Raw genomic sequence first — 17,408 nt, 5'->3', positions numbered from 1 at the left:
CAGCACCGTGATCTGCGACACATAGGCGACCAGGTCGGCGGCGTCGAACACGAGCTCAGAGGTGTCTGCGTCCTGCACCAGCTCTCCGTTCACCGCACACGTGATGCGCAGCCCGCCGCGCGGGTCGAGCTCGTCGGCGGTAACCACCCAGGGGCCCACAGGCGTCGTCGCGTCGAACGCTTTGCCCTGCAGCCATTGGAGCGTGCGCTGCTGCCAGTCGCGCATGGAGATGTCGTTCGACACGGCGTATCCGAGAATCGCCGCCTGCGCCTGCGCACGGTCGGCTCGATGCACCTCGGCGCCGACCACGACGGCGAGTTCTGCCTCCCAGTCGAGCTTGTCGGTGTTGCGCACGACGATGTCGTCCTCCGCGCCCGTAAGCGTGTCGGCGAATTTGGCGAACAGGGTCGGGAACTCGGGCACCGGTCGACCGGTCTCGACGATGTGGTCCCGATAGTTCAATCCGCAGCAGAACACCTTCGATGGCCGCGGCACAGGATTCGCGAACTCATGTGCCTCGACATCGGTCCTGGCCGGATGCCGCAGCGCGGCCTCTGCACGCGCGCGCCAGTTCGGCGCACAGATCAGCTCCTGCGCGTCGGCGTCGTCGAGCAGCACCCAACCGCCGGCGTCTCCGACGGCGGCATGCGTGCGGTCGACTCCCCGCACCGTGGCGAGACGCATCAGCTGGCCCGCGACGCCGCGAGGTGCGCGACGCCCTGGATCTCGATCAGCGCCTCGGGCTGCCACAGCCTCGTCACCCCGATGCCCGCCATTGCGGGGTACTCCGTGCCTGCCAGCTCGCGCCAGCGACGGCCGATCTCACGCCCGTTGCGCTGGTAGTCCTCGACGTCGGTGAGATAGATGGTGACGTCGACCAGATCGCGCGGCTCGCCTCCGGCAGCCGCGAGGGTGGTGAGCACGTTCGAGAACGCCTGGACGAACTGCTCGACGATGCCGCCCTCGACGATGTGCCCGTCGGCATCCATCGCCGTCTGCCCGCCGAGGTAGACGAAATCCCCCGCTCTGACGCCGTGCGCGAATCCGCTCGGCTTCACGAGCGAGTCCGGGTTGATGATCTGCCGCGACATGTGCGGTCTCCTTCGTATCGTGTGTGTGTGTCGATCTGCGCGTCGGCCGACGCTAATTCAGTGGGCGAGGACGTCCAGCGTCTTCGGTGCCGGCACCCAGCGGCGATGGCTCGACTCGGCGCCGTCTCTCTGCGGATCCCGCACGAGAGCGAGCCGGGGGCGAACCGCGTCGGTGCGCGACGACGGCGGCTTGCGTGATCCCGCGCGGAACTGCGGCACCCATTCGGCCCCCGCTCCGCGATAGCCCTGATCCGCAGCCGCATGCAGGGTCCACTGTGGGTCCCACAGGTGAGTGCGCCCGAGAGCGACGAGGTCGGCGCGCCCCGCCAGCAGGATCGAGTTGACGTCGTCATGACTCGAGATGGCCCCGACGGCGATCACGCTGACCCCTGCGGCGGCCGCCACCCTATTGCGGATCGCGTCAGCGAAGGGGGTCTGGTAGCTGCGACCGAACTGCGGACGCTCGTGCTGCGCGATCTGCCCCGACGACACGTCGATCGCCGCAGCACCGTGCGCGATGAAGGCGCGGGCGATCTCGACCGCGTCGTCGACCGTGTTGCCTCCGTCGACCCAGTCCTCCGCCGACAGACGCACGGTGAGCGGCCGTTCTTCGGGCCATGCGGCGCGCATCGCGTCGAACACCTCCAGGGGGTACCGCAGTCGGTTCTCGAGCGAGCCGCCGTACTCGTCTGTGCGCCGGTTCGACGCCGGCGACAGGAACGATGAGATGAGGTAGCCGTGAGCGGCGTGGAGCTCGGCAAGATCGAATCCCGCATCGGCGGCGCGACAGGTCGCCGCGACGAACTCTTCGCGGATCGCCGTCATCGTCTCGCGATCGAGCTCTCGGGGCACCTGATTGTCCGCCCCATAAGGCAGCGCAGACGGCGCGACCGTGTTCCAGTTGCCCTGCTCGAGCGGCTGGTCGATGCCGTCCCACATCCGGCGGGTGGACCCCTTGCGCCCCGAATGACCGATCTGCACGCCGATCCTGGCGGTCGACTGACCGTGCACGTAGTCGACGATGCGTCTCCACGCTCCCGCCTGCTCGTCGGTGTAGAGCCCTGCGCACCCCGGTGTGATCCGCCCCTCGGGCGACACGCACACCATCTCGGTCATGACGAGTCCAGCACCGCCCATCGCCTTGGAGCCGAGGTGCACCAGGTGGAAGTCGCCCGGAACCCCCTCGACTGACGAGTACATGTCCATCGGCGACACGACGATGCGATTCTTCACCTCGAGTCGACCGATGCGATGCTGTCGGAACATCGCCGGTTCGTCGGCGTCGCGGCTCGGAAGAGGCGCCCCTCGGACGATCTCCGTCGCGAACTCGGGGTCGCGCACCGCCAGGTTCTCGAGCGTGATCCGACGACTCCGGGTCAGCAGATTGAACGCGAACTGCAGCGGTTCCTGATCGGCATACTGACCGATCCTCTCGAACCATTCGAGCGACGCCTGCGCCGCGCGCTGCGTCGAGGCGACGACGGGACGACGCTCCGCCTCGTAGGCGTCGAGCGCCTCGTCGAGCGATGTGTGCTCGTGCAGGCACGCGGCGAGCGCGAGGGCGTCCTCCATGGCGAGCTTCGTGCCGGAGCCGATCGAGAAATGCGCGGTGTGCGCTGCATCGCCGAGGATCACCAGGTTCTCATGGTGCCAGTGATCGTTTCGCACCGTGGTGAAGTTCAGCCACTTGGAGTTGTTCGTCAGCACCTCGTGACCGTCGAGCACGTCGGCGAAGAACTCGCGGATCTTCGCGACCGAACGCTCGTCGCTGACGCCGGGAGGGAAGACCTCGTTCTCGGTCGCGTCGAGGCCCGCCGCTCTCCACACGTCCTCGTGCATCTCGATGAGGAAGGTGCTTCTCTCGTCGGAGTACGGGTAGCCGTGCAGCTGCATCACTCCGTGCGGCGTGTGCAGTACCGCGAAGGTGAACGCCTCGAACACACGATCGGTGCCGAGCCACATGTACTTCGAGACGCGACGATCGAGAACGGGCCCGAAGCGGTCTGCGAACTGCCCCCGCACGAACGAGTTGATGCCGTCAGCACCGAGCACGAGGTCGTACTGCTCCATGAGCTCGGCCGCCTCCGGTGCGGGCGTGCGGAAGAGGATCGTCACCCCGAGCTCGAGGCAGCGCTGCTGCAGCAGCTGCAGCAGCTCCTTGCGGCCCATCGCCGCGAAGCCCTGACCGCCGATGGTGTGGGTCTCGCCGCCGAAGACGACGTCGATGTCGGTCCAGCGCGCGAACTGCTCGCCCATGCGCTGCGCGATCACCGGGTCGGCGTTCTCGATCCCGCCGAGGGTCTCATCGCTGAACACGACGCCGAACCCGAAAGTGTCGTCAGGCGCGTTGCGCTCCCAGACCGTGATCTCGTGGGTGGGGTCGAGCTGCTTCATGAGAGCGGCGAAGTAGAGCCCCGCGGGGCCTCCGCCGATGACTGCTGCGCGCATGTCAGGCTCCTCGGGTTTCTGTGACGGCGACGTCGGCCGAGGCGGCCGCGCGTTCGCGAAGGATGAAGTGCTGCACCTTGCCGCTGGGATTGCGGGGCAGCTCGGTCAGGTAGTCGACCCGACGCGGGCACTTGTAGACGGCCAGTCGGGATTTGACGTGATCGAGGATGCTCGTCGTGAGCTCGGCGGACGGTGGGACGCCGTCGCGCGGGACGACGAATGCCGCGACGATCATGCCGCGCTCGGGATCGGGGCAGCCCACGACGGCGCACTCGAGAACATCCGGGTGTCCGAGCACGACCTCCTCGACCTCGGGAGCCCCGACGTTGTATCCGGCCGTCACGATCATCGAGTCGTTGCGTGCCTGGAATGTGAAGTAGCCGTCTTCGTCCTGCACGAATGTGTCGCCGGTGATGTTCCAGCCGTCGTGCACGTAGACGCTCTGACGCTCGTCGTCGAGGTAGCGGCATCCGGTCGGCCCGATCACACCCAGACGCCCGGGCTCGCCGACCCCGAGCTCGCGCCCGTCGTCATCGAGGATCACGGCCCGGTAGCCGGGCACGGCTCGCCCCGTGGCTCCGGGACGGATGTCGTCGCCCGATGCCGAGATGAACACGTGCAGCATCTCGGTCGCGCCGATGCCGTTGACCAGTCGGAGTCCGCTGGCGGCCTCGACCGCATCGAAGGTCGAGATCGTGAGGTGCTCGCCCGCGGCGACGGCGATGCGCAGACGGCGCAGCTCAGCGGCCAGTCCTTCTTTGATCACACTGCGATATCCGGTCGGAGCCGTGTAGAGCACGGAGATGCCGAGCGGTTCGATGAGCTTGGCGAGTTCGACCGGGGTCGCGCGCTCGACGAGAACCATGGCTCCTCCGGTGCGCAGGGGGAACACGACGTTGCCGCCGAGGCCGAAGGTGAATGCGAGCGGCGCCGTGCTCGCGCTCACGTCATCCGAGGTGAGGTGCAGCACGTGGCGAGCGAAAGTGTCGGCGTTGGCGAGGATGTCTCGGTGGAAGTGCATCGTGATCTTCGGCACGCCGGTGGTACCGCTGGTGGCGCCCAGGAGAGCGACATCGTCGGCCGCAGTGTCGACTGGCGTGAAGTGGCCGCTCTTGGCCTCGCAGGCACGGATCAGTGCATCGTCGTCGCCCCCGAAGACGAGCACGGCGGGCGCGACGGCCAGCTCGGCGAACGCCGCCTCGGCGTCGGTCACGCCTCGGTGATCCACCACCGCGACGGCGGGACGCACTCGCTCGGCGATCGGGCGCAGTTCTCTTGCACGCCACGCCACCATCGTCGTGACGACGACCATTCCCGCCTTGAGCGCGCCGAGCCAGCAGACGACGGTCCACGGGCCGTTGAGCATTCGCAGGAGCACCCTGTTGCCCGGAACGAGGCCGAGGTCCTCGGTGAGGACCTGAGCGAACTGGTCGACGCGCGCGCGCAGTTCCCGGTAGCTCCAGGATGTGCCGTCGGCGAGCAGGATCGCCGGGCGGTCTGCGCCGAACCTGTCGATGGTGCGGTCGAGAAGCTCGACCGCGGCGTTCAGCCGCTCGGGGTACTGGACGTCGGGGATCGTGAACTCGAGGGTGGGCCAGAGGTGGGCCGGTGGCAGCGCATCGCGCGTGAAGGTGTCGATGTGCGCTGAGGGGGAAAGCGTCATTGCTGGTCCCTTCGGACTGGAGTGGAGATGTGGTCAGAGCGGACGACCCGGGCGGATCATCCCCTCCTGCGCGACGGTGGCGACGAGCCGCCCGTCACGGGTGTAGAACCGCCCGAGGCCGAGACCGCGGCCGTCGGAGATCGACGCGGACTCCTGCGCATAGAGCAGCCATTCATCAGCACGAGCGGCTGTGTGGAACCACATGGCGTGATCGAGACTGGCCGTCACCAGCCCCTCGGTGCGCCAAGGGAGTCCGAGCACACGCAGCACCGGCTCGAGGATCGTGTAGTCGCAGACATATGCGATCGCCAACTGGTGGGTGCGCGGGTCGTCGTCGAGCCGATCGAAGGCGCGCACCCAGACCGCCTGATGCGCCGTGCGCTCTCCCTCGATCTCGAGGTAGACGCTGCCGGGCACATGCCGCATGTCGAAGCTGCGGCCGTGCGACCAGTACTCGACGTCGGCGCCGTCGACGCCCGAGAGCACTTCGGCTGACGAGAGCAGCAGCTCGGGCATGGGCACCTCCGGCATCGGCGGAGCGTGCTCGGGGAAGGCCTCGGACACATGGAACGACGCGGTCGCCATGAACGCCAGCTTTCCGTGCTGATGACCTCGCACGTGCCGAGTCGAGAACCCCCTGCCGTCGCGGATCATCTCGACCTCGTAGTGCACGGGCTCCGCCACATCGACACCGCGCAGGAACGTGCTGTGCACGGAGTGGAGGGACCGGTCGTCGCCCACCGTGCGGAGTGCCGCAGCCACGCTCTGGGCGACCAGATCTCCGCCGTAGGCCTTGGGCCACGGCACCGGCTGCGGCTGGGCCGCGAACGCACGATCGGCTCGCGTCGTCATCACTTCGGTCAGGGCGATCGCCCGATGGAACGCGGCAGAGGTGCTCATACGCGACGGAAGCCCGCGAGCGTCGAGTCGTCGACGTCGTCGAGGTTCACCACGATGTTGTCGGGGGTGCGTGTCGTGAGCCAGACGAGCTCCTCGGTCACCGACATGTTGGCTTCGACGTGCGGCATGAACGGAGGCACGAAGACCCAGTCACCGGCCGTCATGTCGAGGTATTCGCGATAGCCCTCGCCGAAGTAGATGCGGCCCGTGCCGCGGAGCACGTATCCGCCGGTCTCAGCCTCGCCATGGTGGTGCGGGAGCGACCGGTAGCCCGGATCGTTCGACACCTGGCCGAACCAGATCTTCGTGGCCTCGGTGTGCTGCGGTCCGACGCCTGAGACGCGGACGCACCCGCCCGACGACATCGTCTGAGTGTCTTCTTCTCCGCTGCGGGTGACCTGCGGGACTCTGTCCCAGCGCAGTTCGTGCTCGGTCATGAAAGCTCCTTCGCTCCGTGTCGAAGAAGTGTCACACATGTGACGACCGTCACGCAAGTGCGATACCGATATGCAGTGTCAGGTCATCACGGATGTCACGAATCGCTCGGCCGACGGCTCCAGGCCCGAGTGGAGCTCGGCGAAGACGCGGGCCGCCTCGACGCCGATCCACCCGTCCGGAAGCAGCCCGAGCGGCAGACCCGGATCCAGATAGACCAGACGACGCCACTGCGTGATTGCGCGCACGTGAGCCGCGAATGCGAGTCGCTCGTCGGTCTCGCCGATCACAGCCCCGAAGGCTTCGACGAACCCCCGGTAGAGCGGCCCCATCGCCTCGAGGTCCCACCACTCACGCACGGCCTCGTCGAGCGGGTCCGACGATACCCTCGAGCCGAGGAACAGCTCGACGTAGCCGTCGAGACCGGCGCCCTGCAGCGCCGTCCTGGTCTCTTCAGCGATCAGGCCCGGAGCGATCCAGAGCCCCCCGCTGACCTGCCCGAAGCCCAGCCGCTGCAGGAGCTTGCGCAGCTGATGGCGCAGCGGCCGCTCACTCTCGGGAACGCTGAAGGAGGCGAGCAGCCAGGGATCGGCGGTCTCGGCTCTCCGCGATTCGAAGATTCGGCGATCGCCGGCCGCGAAGACGCCTTCCAACGACGACGACAGCCGGTAGGCGCCTCCCCCTTCGCTCACGAGGATCCCGCGCTGCTTCAACCTCGAGACCGAAGAGCGCACGACACCGGGATCGATGCCCAGCGCGGACATCATCTCGATGAGGGCGGCGATGCGGATCTCGCCCCCGTGCGCACGGACATATCGACCGAACACCGTCACGATGAGGTGCTGCGGCCGGACTCCGGCCTCAGGCGTCAGCTCGTCAGCATCCATCGGCATCCCGTCCGCACTCATGAGCATTCAGCGTAGCGGCCGGACCACGGCGCCCTGCCCCGCTGCTCATGCCGGGGCCACGCCGACGGCGTGCTCGAATACGAGGTGCGTCTGCGATTGGCCGAGGTCAGGGTGCGCCCCGATGTTGACTCTGATGAACTCGCGCAGGGCGGGCACGTCGGCGACAGCGACGTGGATCACGAGGTCGCGGTCGCCGCCCAGGAGGAAGACCTGCTGCACCCCGGGCAGCGCTCGCATGAGCGGAACGAGATCGGTGACCTGACTGCGCGCGTGGTCGAGCACCGCGACCGACACCAGCGCGCTGATCGCCGCCCCCGCCGCCTGCGGGTCGACGACTGCACGGTAGCCGCGGATCACCCCGGCGTCCTCGAGCAGGCGCACACGACCATGGCACGTCGACGGCGGGAGTCCGACACGGGCCGCCAACTCCTTGTTCGACAGCCGTCCGTCCCGAGACAGCTCGTGCAGGATCCGTCGGTCGCCATCCGTCACCGTGAACATCATCGTCCCCCTTTTTCGCGCCCCAGCTCGAACAGGATTCGAGAATTCGGAAACATCTCGAATCATCTTCATGACTGTGCCATCGAGGTCGAATCCTTGCAAGACTCTCGTCGCGCACGGGTCCGAAGAAGGCCACGGCGGCGCTCCTCACCCGAATGCAACGACGCTGGAAGGACAGCCATGGCTGAATTCTCCGACATCCAGACCCGAGAGATCGGTCTGCAGAAAGCCCTCACGGCGCGGCAGCTCGGCATGATCGCGCTCGGCGGCGCGATCGGCACAGGCCTGTTCCTCGGCAGCAGGTTCGCCATCGGATTCGCCGGACCCAGCGTCGTGCTGAGCTACCTCATCGGCGGCGTGATCGCCCTGCTGCTGATGGCGGGACTCGCCGAGATGACCGTGCAGCATCCGACCTCCGGATCGTTCGGCGCCTATGCCGAGCACTACATCGGGCCACTCGCCGGGTTCCTCGTGCGATACATGTACTGGGCATGCATCGTGCTCGCCGTCGGCACCGAGGTCACCGCCGTCGGCGAGTACATGCAGCTGTGGTTCCCCGACATCCCGCCGTGGATCTGGGTCATCCTGTTCGGCGGAGCACTGATCCTCGTCAACGCGATGAACGTCAAGAGCTTCGGGACGCTCGAGTACTGGTTCTCGGCGATCAAGGTCTTCGCGATCATCGCGTTCATCGTGGTCGCGGGCTGGCTGGTCTTCTTCTCGGGCGACCAGAAGCGCGGAGTGCACAGCTGGGCGGCAGAAGGCGGTTTCATGCCGAACGGCCTGAGCGGCATGTGGTTCGCCGTGATCGTCTCGATCTTCAGCTACCTCAGCATCGAGATGATCGCCGTCGCGGCCGGCGAGGCCGCCGAGCCCGAGAAGGCGGTCAAGAAGGCCTTCAAGGTCACCGCCGTCCGACTGCTCGTCTTCTACATCCTGACGCTGTCGCTGATCGTCTCCATCGCGCCGGTCTCCGAGATCCTCTCCGGATCGAGTCCGTTCGTCACGGTCATGCAGGTCGTCGGCGTCCCCTTCGCGGACTCGGTGCTGAACTTCGTCGTCATCATCGCCGCACTGTCGGCGATGAACAGCCAGCTGTACATCTCGACGCGCATGATGTTCTCGCTGTCGCGCGCCGGCGAGGCGCCGCGGATGTTCGGCCAGGTCGGCAGGAACGGCGCTCCGCTGAACGCCCTGCTGCTCTCGACCGGCGGCATCGCGGTCGCCACCGTGATCTACGTGCTGAATCCGGCCGATGCCTTCGCGATCATGTTCGCGATCTCCATGTTCGGCGCGCTCTTCACGTGGTTCATGATCTTCGCGACGCACGTCGCGTTCCGCCGCCGCCTGGCCGCGCGCGGCGAGCAGCCGGAGTACTCCGTGCGGGGTTCCCGGCCGGGCGCGATCGTCGGCGCCGTGCTGATGCTCGCGATCGCGATCTCGACCGCGCTCACCGACGAGTTCCGCGCGACGCTGCCGTTCGGCCTCCCGTGCCTCGCGATCGCGATCGGCGCGTTCTTCCTCGTGCAGCGGCAGCGACGACGAGCACGAGGCGCTGCGCCTGTCGAGTCCGCGGCGAGCGCCGGAAAGAACCACGATTCTTGACGGCATCCGACCCGTCATCCGGGCGCCCCACCCGAGTACGCTCGTAGTCGTGACCGAACGCGCTCCTCTCTCTCGCAAGCTCTCCGCCATCGCCGAATCCGCGACCCTCAAGGTCGACGCCAAGGCGAAGGCCCTCAAGGCCGAAGGCAAGCCCGTCATCTCGTATGCCGCGGGCGAGCCCGACTTCGCGACGCCGCAGTTCATCGTCGACGCAGCGGCCGAGGCTCTCGCCGACCCGGCGAGCTACCGCTACACCCCGGCTCCGGGTCTTCCGGCGCTGCGGGAGGCCATCGCCGCGAAGACGCTGCGCGACTCGGGACTCGAGGTCTCACCGAGCCAGGTGATCGTGACCAATGGCGGCAAGCAGTCCGTGTACCAGGCGTTCCAGGCAGTGGTGAACCCCGGCGACGAGGTGCTTCTTCCCGCTCCGTACTGGACCACCTACCCCGAGGCGATCCGCCTCGCCGACGGCACCCCCGTCGAGGTGTTCGCGGGCGCCGGCCAGGACTACAAGGTCACCGTCGAGCAGCTCGAGGCCGCTCGCACCGAGCGCACCACCGCGCTCGTGTTCGTCTCCCCCTCGAACCCCACGGGCTCCGTCTACACGGCTGAAGAGACCAAGGCCATCGGCGAGTGGGCTCTCGAGCACGGGATCTGGGTCATCTCCGACGAGATCTACCAGAACCTGACCTACGAGGGCGTCAAGGCGACCTCGATCGTCGAGGCCGTGCCCGAGGTGGCCGGCCAGACGATCCTCGTCAACGGCGTCGCGAAGACCTACGCGATGACCGGCTGGCGCGTGGGCTGGATGGTCGGACCGGCGGATGCCATCAAGGTCGCCGCCAACCTGCAGTCGCACCTGTCGAGCAACGTGAACAACGTCGCCCAGAAGGCCGCGATCGCCGCACTCAACGGCCCCCAGACCGAGGCCGAGCAGTTCCGCGAGGCGTTCGACCGCCGTCGCCGCCTGATCGTGTCGGAGCTGTCGAAGATCGACGGACTCGTCGTGCCCAACCCGCTCGGCGCGTTCTACGTCTACCCCGACGTGCAGGGTCTGCTCGGCCGCACCTGGGGCGGCAAGACGCCGACCACTTCGCTCGAACTCGCCGACCTCATCCTCGAGCAGGCAGAGGTCGCCGTGGTTCCCGGCGAGGCGTTCGGTCCCTCCGGCTACATCCGCATGTCGTACGCGCTCGGCGACGACCAGCTCCTCGAGGGCGTGCAGCGCCTGCAGCGTCTGTTCGCCTGAGTCGCACTCCCACTCTGCCGCGACACCCGGGACCCCCTCACTCCACATGGATGTGAGGGGGTCTCGGCGTCATGGCCGGACTCGATGATCAGAGTCCCGCTCGCGCTCATTCCTCGTCGTGGAATCCGATCAGCCAGCGGATGCCGTAGCGATCGATGACCGTGCCGTCGTAGTCGCCCCAGGGGCGCTTCTGCAGGGCGTCGATCACGCGACCGTCCGAGGCCAGCTGGTCGTACCAGCTGGTCAGCGTCGAGGCATCCGCGGTGCCGAGCAGCGACAGGAACATCCCGCTCATCTGCACCGCGTCGTCGTCGGCTCCGGCATCCGCACCCGCGAGCCCGACCGGCCCCGCGAGTTGGCCGTGTGCGATCGCATCTCCCGGCCCGTCGTGTCGTCCGGCGCCGGCGTAGTCGAGGAGTTGAAGCTCACCCCCGAAGACCGAACGGTAGTGCTCCAGCGCTTCGGCTGCGTTCCCGGGGAACAGAAGGTAGGGGATCGGTCCGCTCATGCCGCGAGTGTACGGCGAACGGGCGACGTTGTCAGTCGGGCACGGCGCTGCGATAGCGCCGGGGCTTGCCCTCGCCGAGGTCGATCAGGCGCTCGACCTGCCGCAGCTCGATCTCGACCCCAAGCAGCGCGTCCAGCGCCACGCGGATGGCGGGCTCGTCTCCGCCGACGATCACGGCGTGCACGCGACCGGAGGCAGCCTGCTCGATCGACCACCCCTGGGCACCGTGTGCCTGCAGATGCTGCGTGAGCTCGACACAGGGAACGAGAGTGCCGTCGCCGGCCCGGAACCGCGTGTTCTGGCGCCCCTCGAGGTCGGCGATGCCGAGCACCCCATCGTCGAGGTGCACCAGGCGCCCGTAGTCGCCCGTGCGGTACCTCACCAGCGGCAGCAGGGGGTTCTCTCCCGCGGTCACGACGATCTCGCCCATCTCGCCGAGAGGCAGCGCGACCTCGCGCCGGGGATCCCACACCTCGACGTGCACGCGGCGATCGAGCACCCGGAACGGCCCGTCGTCGGTGCGCGCGGCGATCGGGCGCGTCTCGTGCAAGCCGTACACGTCGACCACGGGACACTCGAACGCCGCGTGGAGTCGTGCACGCAGCGCAGCCGACAGCGCCATCGCGCCGGAGAAGATCACGGCGGGATGCAGCACGGCATCGAGTCCGGCGTCGAGCAGCTCGGCGAGGCTGGTCGGGTGTCCGCTGAGGATCTGCGGGTCCGCCTCGGCCAGAAATCGGGCGCGGGCATCGAGACCGCTCCACGCCGTCGGATGCAGATTGAGCCGCGCCATCGCCCGGTGTGCGAAGCTCGAGATCGTGGACACGTAGGTGAAGGCCTGACGCTGGAAGACGAGGTTCGCCACCGCCACCCGCTCGCCGTCGGCCGTCACCGTGGCCCCCGCAGACGCCGCGAGCGCGACGAGCAGGTGGAAGCCGCGCGCGACCTCCTCGACGTCATCGGGGATGAGCAGCGCCGCGCCCGTCGAACCGGAGCTCGTGCCGTGCAGCATCCGGGAGAGATCCGCATCGAGCGGCACGAACGCCGCGAGGTCGTCGACGAGGTCCGACCGCGAGATCGTGGGGAAGTCGTCGAGCGCGGCATCTGTCGGCATCCCGCGATACCGCAGCGTGCGTCGCGCGGCGGCGAGATGATCGACCAGCCAGCCGTCGGTCGAGAGCGAATGCCGCACCCGCTGCACCTGTTCTGCGGTGAGGCGGTCGCCCGTGGCATGCGTCCAGTGCGGAGCATCGGGATGCTCCCGCCAACGGGTCAGTCGAGCAGTGCCTGCGGCGTCGATCGTCGGCCAGCGCTCGGCATCGGAGAGCACCGCGGCCTCCCCCGGTGCGTATTCGGCGAGCGCGAGCGCCCCTCGGAGGTCGGGGTCACTCACTGGAGTACCTCGCAGCCGCCTCCTTGCGGCGTGCCTCTGCGAGCTTCCGAGCGATCTCGGCCCTGTGCCGGTGCCCCTCGAATGCCTCGGCGAGCGCCCGGTTGCGGGCGAGCGAGTCGCAGGCCGCCAGCAGGGAGGCGGCGGTCGCGGCATCCTCGCCTGCCGGAAGGAACCCGCACCAGAGCAGGAACGTGCGCGCGGCTTCGGTGCGCCGTTCATCGTCTGAGGTCCAGTCCGACGGCGACGCGACCGGGGCCACGCGCAGTGCGAGCGCGTCGACCGCGAGGGCGGCCCAGCCGCTCGCGAGTGCCGGCTCGAGCGGCTCGAGGACGTCTTCGCTGGCGACGAGCCACAGGCCGATCGCGGCACCCTGGCGCACGCGCGGGTCTTCGTCGAATGTCGAAGCGCTGATCTGCCCGGCCAGGATGTCTCCGGCGAGCGCTCGCAGCGAGATGCGCTCATCGAGGAACTCCTGAGGGATGCGGGAGATCCGCGTCGCGACGGACTCCAGCGACGGCCCCGGCCTCGCGCGAGCCCAGGCCGCGGCCTCTCCGTCCGAGCGCTCGCTCCAGGCGGCGAGCAGCGCCTCGGTGTCAGCCATGCAGCGCCGCCGCCAGAGCCGCGCACGCAGCCGGTGCATCGGCCATCGTCCGGAGGTACACCACGTCGTAGCCGTCGCGCTCGGCGAGCGTCGCGACCTGGCGTCGGGGGTCCATGAGCACGAGCGTACCCGTCGTGAGCACCTCGCGAACGGTCCTGGCGACGCCGGCGTACGGTTCGTTGCCCACCCCGAACATCGATACGAGTCCGTCGTCCGACAGCACCACCACATGACGGGGCGCGTCTTCTGCTGCCGCGGGAAGACCGGCGTATCTGGCGGAGTACAGGTCGAGCGGGAATGACGTCGATCGACCGAAGAACAGCGAGATCGCGGCGATGATCTCCGACGGATCGCGGCCGAAGCGCGGCATCCCCGCCACGTCTCCGGTTCCCGAGAAGCTGGTCACTCTGACCCTGCCACCGCCGCGGAGGATCGACAGCGCGAGGATCGTCCCCGCGAGCACCGCGGGTGAGCCCTGTCGCGGATGTGCCATGGAACCCGAGGAGTCGATGTAGAGGTCGAGTTCGAGACTCGTCTCCTGCACGAGGGGCTCGTCGGCGAGCTCTGAACGCCGGCGTGTGGTGACGCCGGGGATCACGGTGCCCGAGCGCATCGTCAGCGGCCAGTCGAGGTCGGCGAGCGCATCGCCCACCTCCCACAGTTCGACAGGACCGGGGATGCCGCCGACCGGCGTCGTGGGTGCGGGGCGGGTGTAGGGGCGCACCCACCGGGCCGCCTCGTTGCGGTACCAGGCCGAGAGCACGGCGTCCTCACCGCTCTCCCGATAGAGCGAGAGCGTCCGCGCGATCGTCAGACGCTGGCCGTCCTTGCCGGAACCCGCATCCGATGCGTCATCTGCAGCGTCCTCGCCTTCGGGGTCGAGCACCATGCCCGGATGCCGAGGCAGGTCGTCTCGCAGGCGCTGGTCGGCGAGGATGCGGCCGAGCTCCTCGGCCGTCGCCGGCGCGTCGTCGACACCGCATCCGCTGACCGGCTCGCCGGCACCGCTCTCAGCAGCACCCTCGAGCTCGGCCAGGTACGGCGCGGCGACCACGCCGAAGCGGGCGGCACCCGACACCGGGTCGGTGCTGAAGGTCCGCACGGCGTCGGCGATGAAGGCCGCGTCGACGGCGGGGTTGGTGGCGGTCGCGCCGGCGAGCTCGGCAGCCACCCGCGCGCTCTCCGCCTGTGCCGCACGCAGCAGTCGCTCCTTCTCACGGTGCTTCTCGGGGATCCGGCTCAGCGGCACGAGGTTCGTCTGCGCGAGAGCCCGCGCCGGCCGCGGAGGCGGGTCGAGCTCGCAGAGGGTGCCGGACGGCAGCTGCCACAGCAGCTCGTACGCTCGGCAGTACACCCACCAGAGGCGGTCCGTGCTTCCCTGGGGTGCCGGGTAGAGCGCTCGACCGAGGCGCACGATGCCGAGATCACGCGTGGCGGTGCCCGCACTCCCCTGCTCGGCCCGCTGCAGCTGCGCGAGCCGCGTGTTGACCAGCAGATCGCTCCACAGGTTCGACAGCCGCCGCGCTCCCTCCCCCGGATTCGGGCGCAGCGACACGGCGGCGATCGCCTTCGCCATCTGATGGTCGATCTTGAGCGAGTCGATCCGCGTGCTGGGGGCGAGCACGTGGTGGCCGATCTCGTGGGCGAACATGCTCCACAGCTCATCGGCCAGGCCGCGCTCGGCGAGGTAGCGAGGGTCGACGGTCACCGACGGCGGAAACGAGAACCAGGCCGGCGCACCGTGCTCGTCGGCTGCGCCCGGACGCACCGCCGGATCGTCGAGCCGCACCCGCCAGAGATCCAGAGCCCGTTCCCACGCCGCGCGGGCATCGTCGGTGAGCGGCACCCGATCGACAGGAGCCTTCACTCCTGCTCCCGCACATGCACCCAGGCGAGATGGGTGTCGGGTCCGATGACGATGCTCACCCCGTCGTCGCGGGTATGCACCTCGCTGGGCGCCTCGGAGAGCACGGAGAGACGCGCACCCCAGACGTCGCTGTCGAGTCGCCACCACGAACCCGCGACGAGGATCGCGAAGGCTCCGGCGTCCGCCAGAGTGTCGACGCGTTCGGGAGGCCGGATCCAGGCGCCCCCGATTCCGCGGAACCCCCCGACAGCGAGCACATACCCGCGCTGGTCGGCGCGACCGGGCCACCAGAAGCGATCCTTCCGCTGCCTGCGACGGAATTCGTCGAGCACGTCGACGCCGAGTCCGAGCGTCGCCGCAGCGGCCAGACGTTGCTCGGGGGTGTCGAGATGCTCGAGCCGATCAAGTGCGTCGACGCGCAGACCGAGAGCGCCCGACCGCCACGCGGCGACCGACACGAGATCGAGCGCGCGGTCGCGGTCGGTCGCCGCCGCCGGATCCTGCGCCAGTCCCGCGGCGAGCGCCCTGGCGAACAGCAGCGGAGTGCCGTGCGCGGCCCGCACCGAGATCGACGCCAGCTCGGTGTCGAGTCCGGCGGCGGAGAGATCGGGCAGGTCAGCGGGAGGGAACGGAGCCGGCGCATTCGCCAGCTGCACGGGGATGCGATTCACCCGCGCAGCTCCTGCCAGCGCACATACGCCGTGTACCGCTGATGCAGATACTTCAGCGCGATCACGTCGTCGAAGTCACGACCGTAGAGCTTGCCCACCGTCGCGATCCGGCGCAGCTGGGCCTCGACGGCGGTGATGCGGCGGGATGCCTCGAGCGCCGGGAGGCCATCGAGCCCGCGGTCGAACTCGCTGAGCAGGGCAGCGACCGCATCGTCGGCGTCGCGCCCGAGGGCGTCGTATTGGCGGCATGACTGCGTGAACAGGTCGGCCAGCCAACTCACCGTGTCGGTGCTGAGCTCGCGCTCCGCCCCGACATCGAACCGCGGATGTGTGGCGTTCGGCAGCAGCTTTCCGCGGAGCACGAACGGCAGCACCGCCGCGACGTCATCGATTTCGACGGCATCCGCACCCCGGAACCACGCGATCGCCTTCGCGTAGATGATGAGCGTCTGCAAGGCGCGCACCGACAGGCCGTTGCGGGTCTGCGCGCCGAGGTCGATCTCGAGGTCGGCGCCGCTGTTCGCCTCGATCACCTCGCCGACCCGGCCGCCCGCGGTGGTCACCACGTCTTTCGTGCGGTACTCGAAGCGGCGCCCGCCGTGCTGCACGAACTCGAAGTGGCTGAGGAAGAATCGCAGGCGCTCGCGCACGGCATCCGGAATCGGCACCGCGCGGATCTGCGCGCGCATCTCGGTCTGCTCGGCCGAATCGAAGGTCAGCTCGGCTGGCACATGCTCCTCGGGCTTCTCCCCCGCCTCGACGCGGGTGATCAGCTCATCGAAGAATCGGCTGTTGAATCCGGCCGCCTGCACAGTGACGTCCATCCGGTCGCGAAGGGCTTGGATCACCGGGAAGGTACCGCCGCCCGCATCGTCGTTGGCCGTGAAAAACCAGCTCTCCACACCGCCGTCCGGCGCGGTGCGGCGCATCTGGTCGTGGCTCTCGACATACCCCTCGGCCACCATGGTCAGCAGCGCCGACTGGGTCTTGGTGGGGATGCGGTTGTACTCGTCGATGATCTTGACGGGCAACCCGAGCCAGTCGCGCCAGGCGATGCGGATGTCGGTGAGACGCTCGGCGGCGACCAGGTCGCGAGGAAGCGGGATGCCCACGAGGTCGCTGACGGTCAGCTGCGGCTGCCCCTGCTGCACGCTGCGCCGCACGTCGTCGGAGGCGGTGCCGGCCAGCACGCCCATGAGCACGGCGACCGTCGTCTTGCCGCGCCCCGGACCTCCGATGAGCAGGCACTTGCCCCCGACCGCGAAGGTGAGCAGCGGCACGAGGACGTTCGACGAGAACGACGCCTGCGTCGGGAGGGACACCGCGGCCCCGGCATCCCCCAGCCCGATCGACAGCGGCTCTCCGTGCGAGAACTCCATGTCGTAGTAGGGCGAGATGACTGCGCGGTTGACGATCCAGTAGTAGACCTGGCGCAGCTTCTCATCCAGCGGCACCGTGCTGCGCGCGGCCGGGCGGAAGAGATCCTCGGCTGTCAGAGACTCGACGCCGTGGCCGCTGCCGGGGTTCGTGGGTGAGGCGGACACTCGGTTCCAGCGGTCGGGCATGCG

At 68.7% G+C, this 17,408-nt stretch carries 16 protein-coding genes; 2 read left to right on the top strand and 14 right to left on the bottom strand.

What is annotated here, in order from left to right:
- The 8 genes from RU09_RS06860 to RU09_RS06825 all read right to left on the bottom strand — a co-directional run.
- On the bottom strand, window positions 1-684 hold a 684-nt coding region (locus RU09_RS06860), incomplete at its 3' end, for a fumarylacetoacetate hydrolase family protein (protein ID WP_042538841.1).
- Entirely contained in the window at window positions 684-1,091 is a 408-nt protein-coding gene (locus RU09_RS06855) for a RidA family protein (protein WP_042538839.1), read from the bottom strand. The genes RU09_RS06860 and RU09_RS06855, both read right to left, overlap by 1 nt.
- Window positions 1,092-1,148: 57 nt before the next feature.
- Window positions 1,149-3,539 carry a bifunctional salicylyl-CoA 5-hydroxylase/oxidoreductase gene (locus RU09_RS06850; RefSeq protein ID WP_042538837.1) on the bottom strand — a complete coding sequence of 797 codons (2,391 nt, stop codon included), beginning with the start codon at window positions 3,537-3,539 and terminating at the stop codon, window positions 1,149-1,151.
- Between the two features lies 1 nt (window position 3,540).
- Entirely contained in the window at window positions 3,541-5,202 is a 1,662-nt protein-coding gene (locus RU09_RS06845; protein WP_042538835.1) for an AMP-binding protein, read from the bottom strand.
- Window positions 5,203-5,235: 33 nt separating this feature from the next.
- Window positions 5,236-6,102 (bottom strand): acyl-CoA thioesterase, encoded by an 867-nt coding sequence (locus RU09_RS06840; protein ID WP_042538832.1) that lies wholly within the window; start codon window positions 6,100-6,102, stop codon window positions 5,236-5,238.
- Entirely contained in the window at window positions 6,099-6,539 is a 441-nt protein-coding gene (locus RU09_RS06835) for a cupin domain-containing protein (protein WP_042538830.1), read from the bottom strand. The genes RU09_RS06840 and RU09_RS06835 overlap by 4 nt, the downstream gene beginning before the upstream one ends.
- 78 nt (window positions 6,540-6,617) lie before the next feature.
- Window positions 6,618-7,445 carry a PaaX family transcriptional regulator gene (locus RU09_RS06830; RefSeq protein ID WP_042538828.1) on the bottom strand — a complete coding sequence of 276 codons (828 nt, stop codon included), beginning with the start codon at window positions 7,443-7,445 and terminating at the stop codon, window positions 6,618-6,620.
- Window positions 7,446-7,490: 45 nt separating this feature from the next.
- Window positions 7,491-7,949, bottom strand: coding sequence for an Lrp/AsnC family transcriptional regulator (locus RU09_RS06825; protein ID WP_042538826.1), 459 nt, complete (start codon window positions 7,947-7,949; stop codon window positions 7,491-7,493).
- Window positions 7,950-8,126: 177 nt separating this feature from the next.
- On the opposite strand from RU09_RS06825, the gene RU09_RS06820 reads away from it, so the two are divergent.
- Entirely contained in the window at window positions 8,127-9,551 is a 1,425-nt protein-coding gene (locus RU09_RS06820) for an amino acid permease (protein WP_042538824.1), read from the top strand.
- Window positions 9,552-9,600: 49 nt separating this feature from the next.
- Entirely contained in the window at window positions 9,601-10,800 is a 1,200-nt protein-coding gene (locus RU09_RS06815) for a pyridoxal phosphate-dependent aminotransferase (protein WP_042538822.1), read from the top strand.
- A gap of 106 nt (window positions 10,801-10,906) precedes the next feature.
- On the opposite strand, the gene RU09_RS06810 is transcribed toward RU09_RS06815, so the two are convergent.
- The 6 genes from RU09_RS06810 to RU09_RS06785 are packed head-to-tail and all read right to left on the bottom strand — an operon-like array spanning window position 10,907 to window position 17,405.
- Complete coding sequence (locus tag RU09_RS06810; RefSeq protein WP_042538820.1) at window positions 10,907-11,308, bottom strand: VOC family protein; 402 nt, start codon at window positions 11,306-11,308, stop codon at window positions 10,907-10,909.
- Between the two features lie 31 nt (window positions 11,309-11,339).
- On the bottom strand, window positions 11,340-12,701 hold the full coding sequence (locus RU09_RS06805; protein WP_042538818.1) for an AMP-binding protein: 1,362 nt from the start codon (window positions 12,699-12,701) through the stop codon (window positions 11,340-11,342).
- A complete protein-coding gene (locus RU09_RS06800) occupies window positions 12,694-13,302 on the bottom strand; it encodes a hypothetical protein (protein ID WP_042538888.1) in 609 nt (202 codons plus the stop codon). Before RU09_RS06800 ends, RU09_RS06805 begins: the two co-directional genes overlap by 8 nt.
- On the bottom strand, window positions 13,295-15,169 hold the full coding sequence (locus RU09_RS06795; protein WP_042538816.1) for a VWA domain-containing protein: 1,875 nt from the start codon (window positions 15,167-15,169) through the stop codon (window positions 13,295-13,297). The genes RU09_RS06800 and RU09_RS06795 overlap by 8 nt, the downstream gene beginning before the upstream one ends.
- Window positions 15,166-15,840 carry a hypothetical protein gene (locus tag RU09_RS06790; protein ID WP_042538814.1) on the bottom strand — a complete coding sequence of 225 codons (675 nt, stop codon included), beginning with the start codon at window positions 15,838-15,840 and terminating at the stop codon, window positions 15,166-15,168. Before RU09_RS06790 ends, RU09_RS06795 begins: the two co-directional genes overlap by 4 nt.
- Complete coding sequence (locus RU09_RS06785) at window positions 15,837-17,405, bottom strand: AAA family ATPase (RefSeq protein ID WP_042538812.1); 1,569 nt, start codon at window positions 17,403-17,405, stop codon at window positions 15,837-15,839. Before RU09_RS06785 ends, RU09_RS06790 begins: the two co-directional genes overlap by 4 nt.
- Between the last annotated feature and the right edge of the window lie 3 nt (window positions 17,406-17,408).

The sequence above is a fragment of the Microbacterium sp. MEJ108Y genome, assembly GCF_000834175.1.
Taxonomy (GTDB): Bacteria; Actinomycetota; Actinomycetes; order Actinomycetales; family Microbacteriaceae; genus Microbacterium; species Microbacterium forte.
The sequence above is the reverse complement of the archived record's forward strand: the minus strand, read 5'-3'. Positions and strand labels throughout refer to the sequence as shown.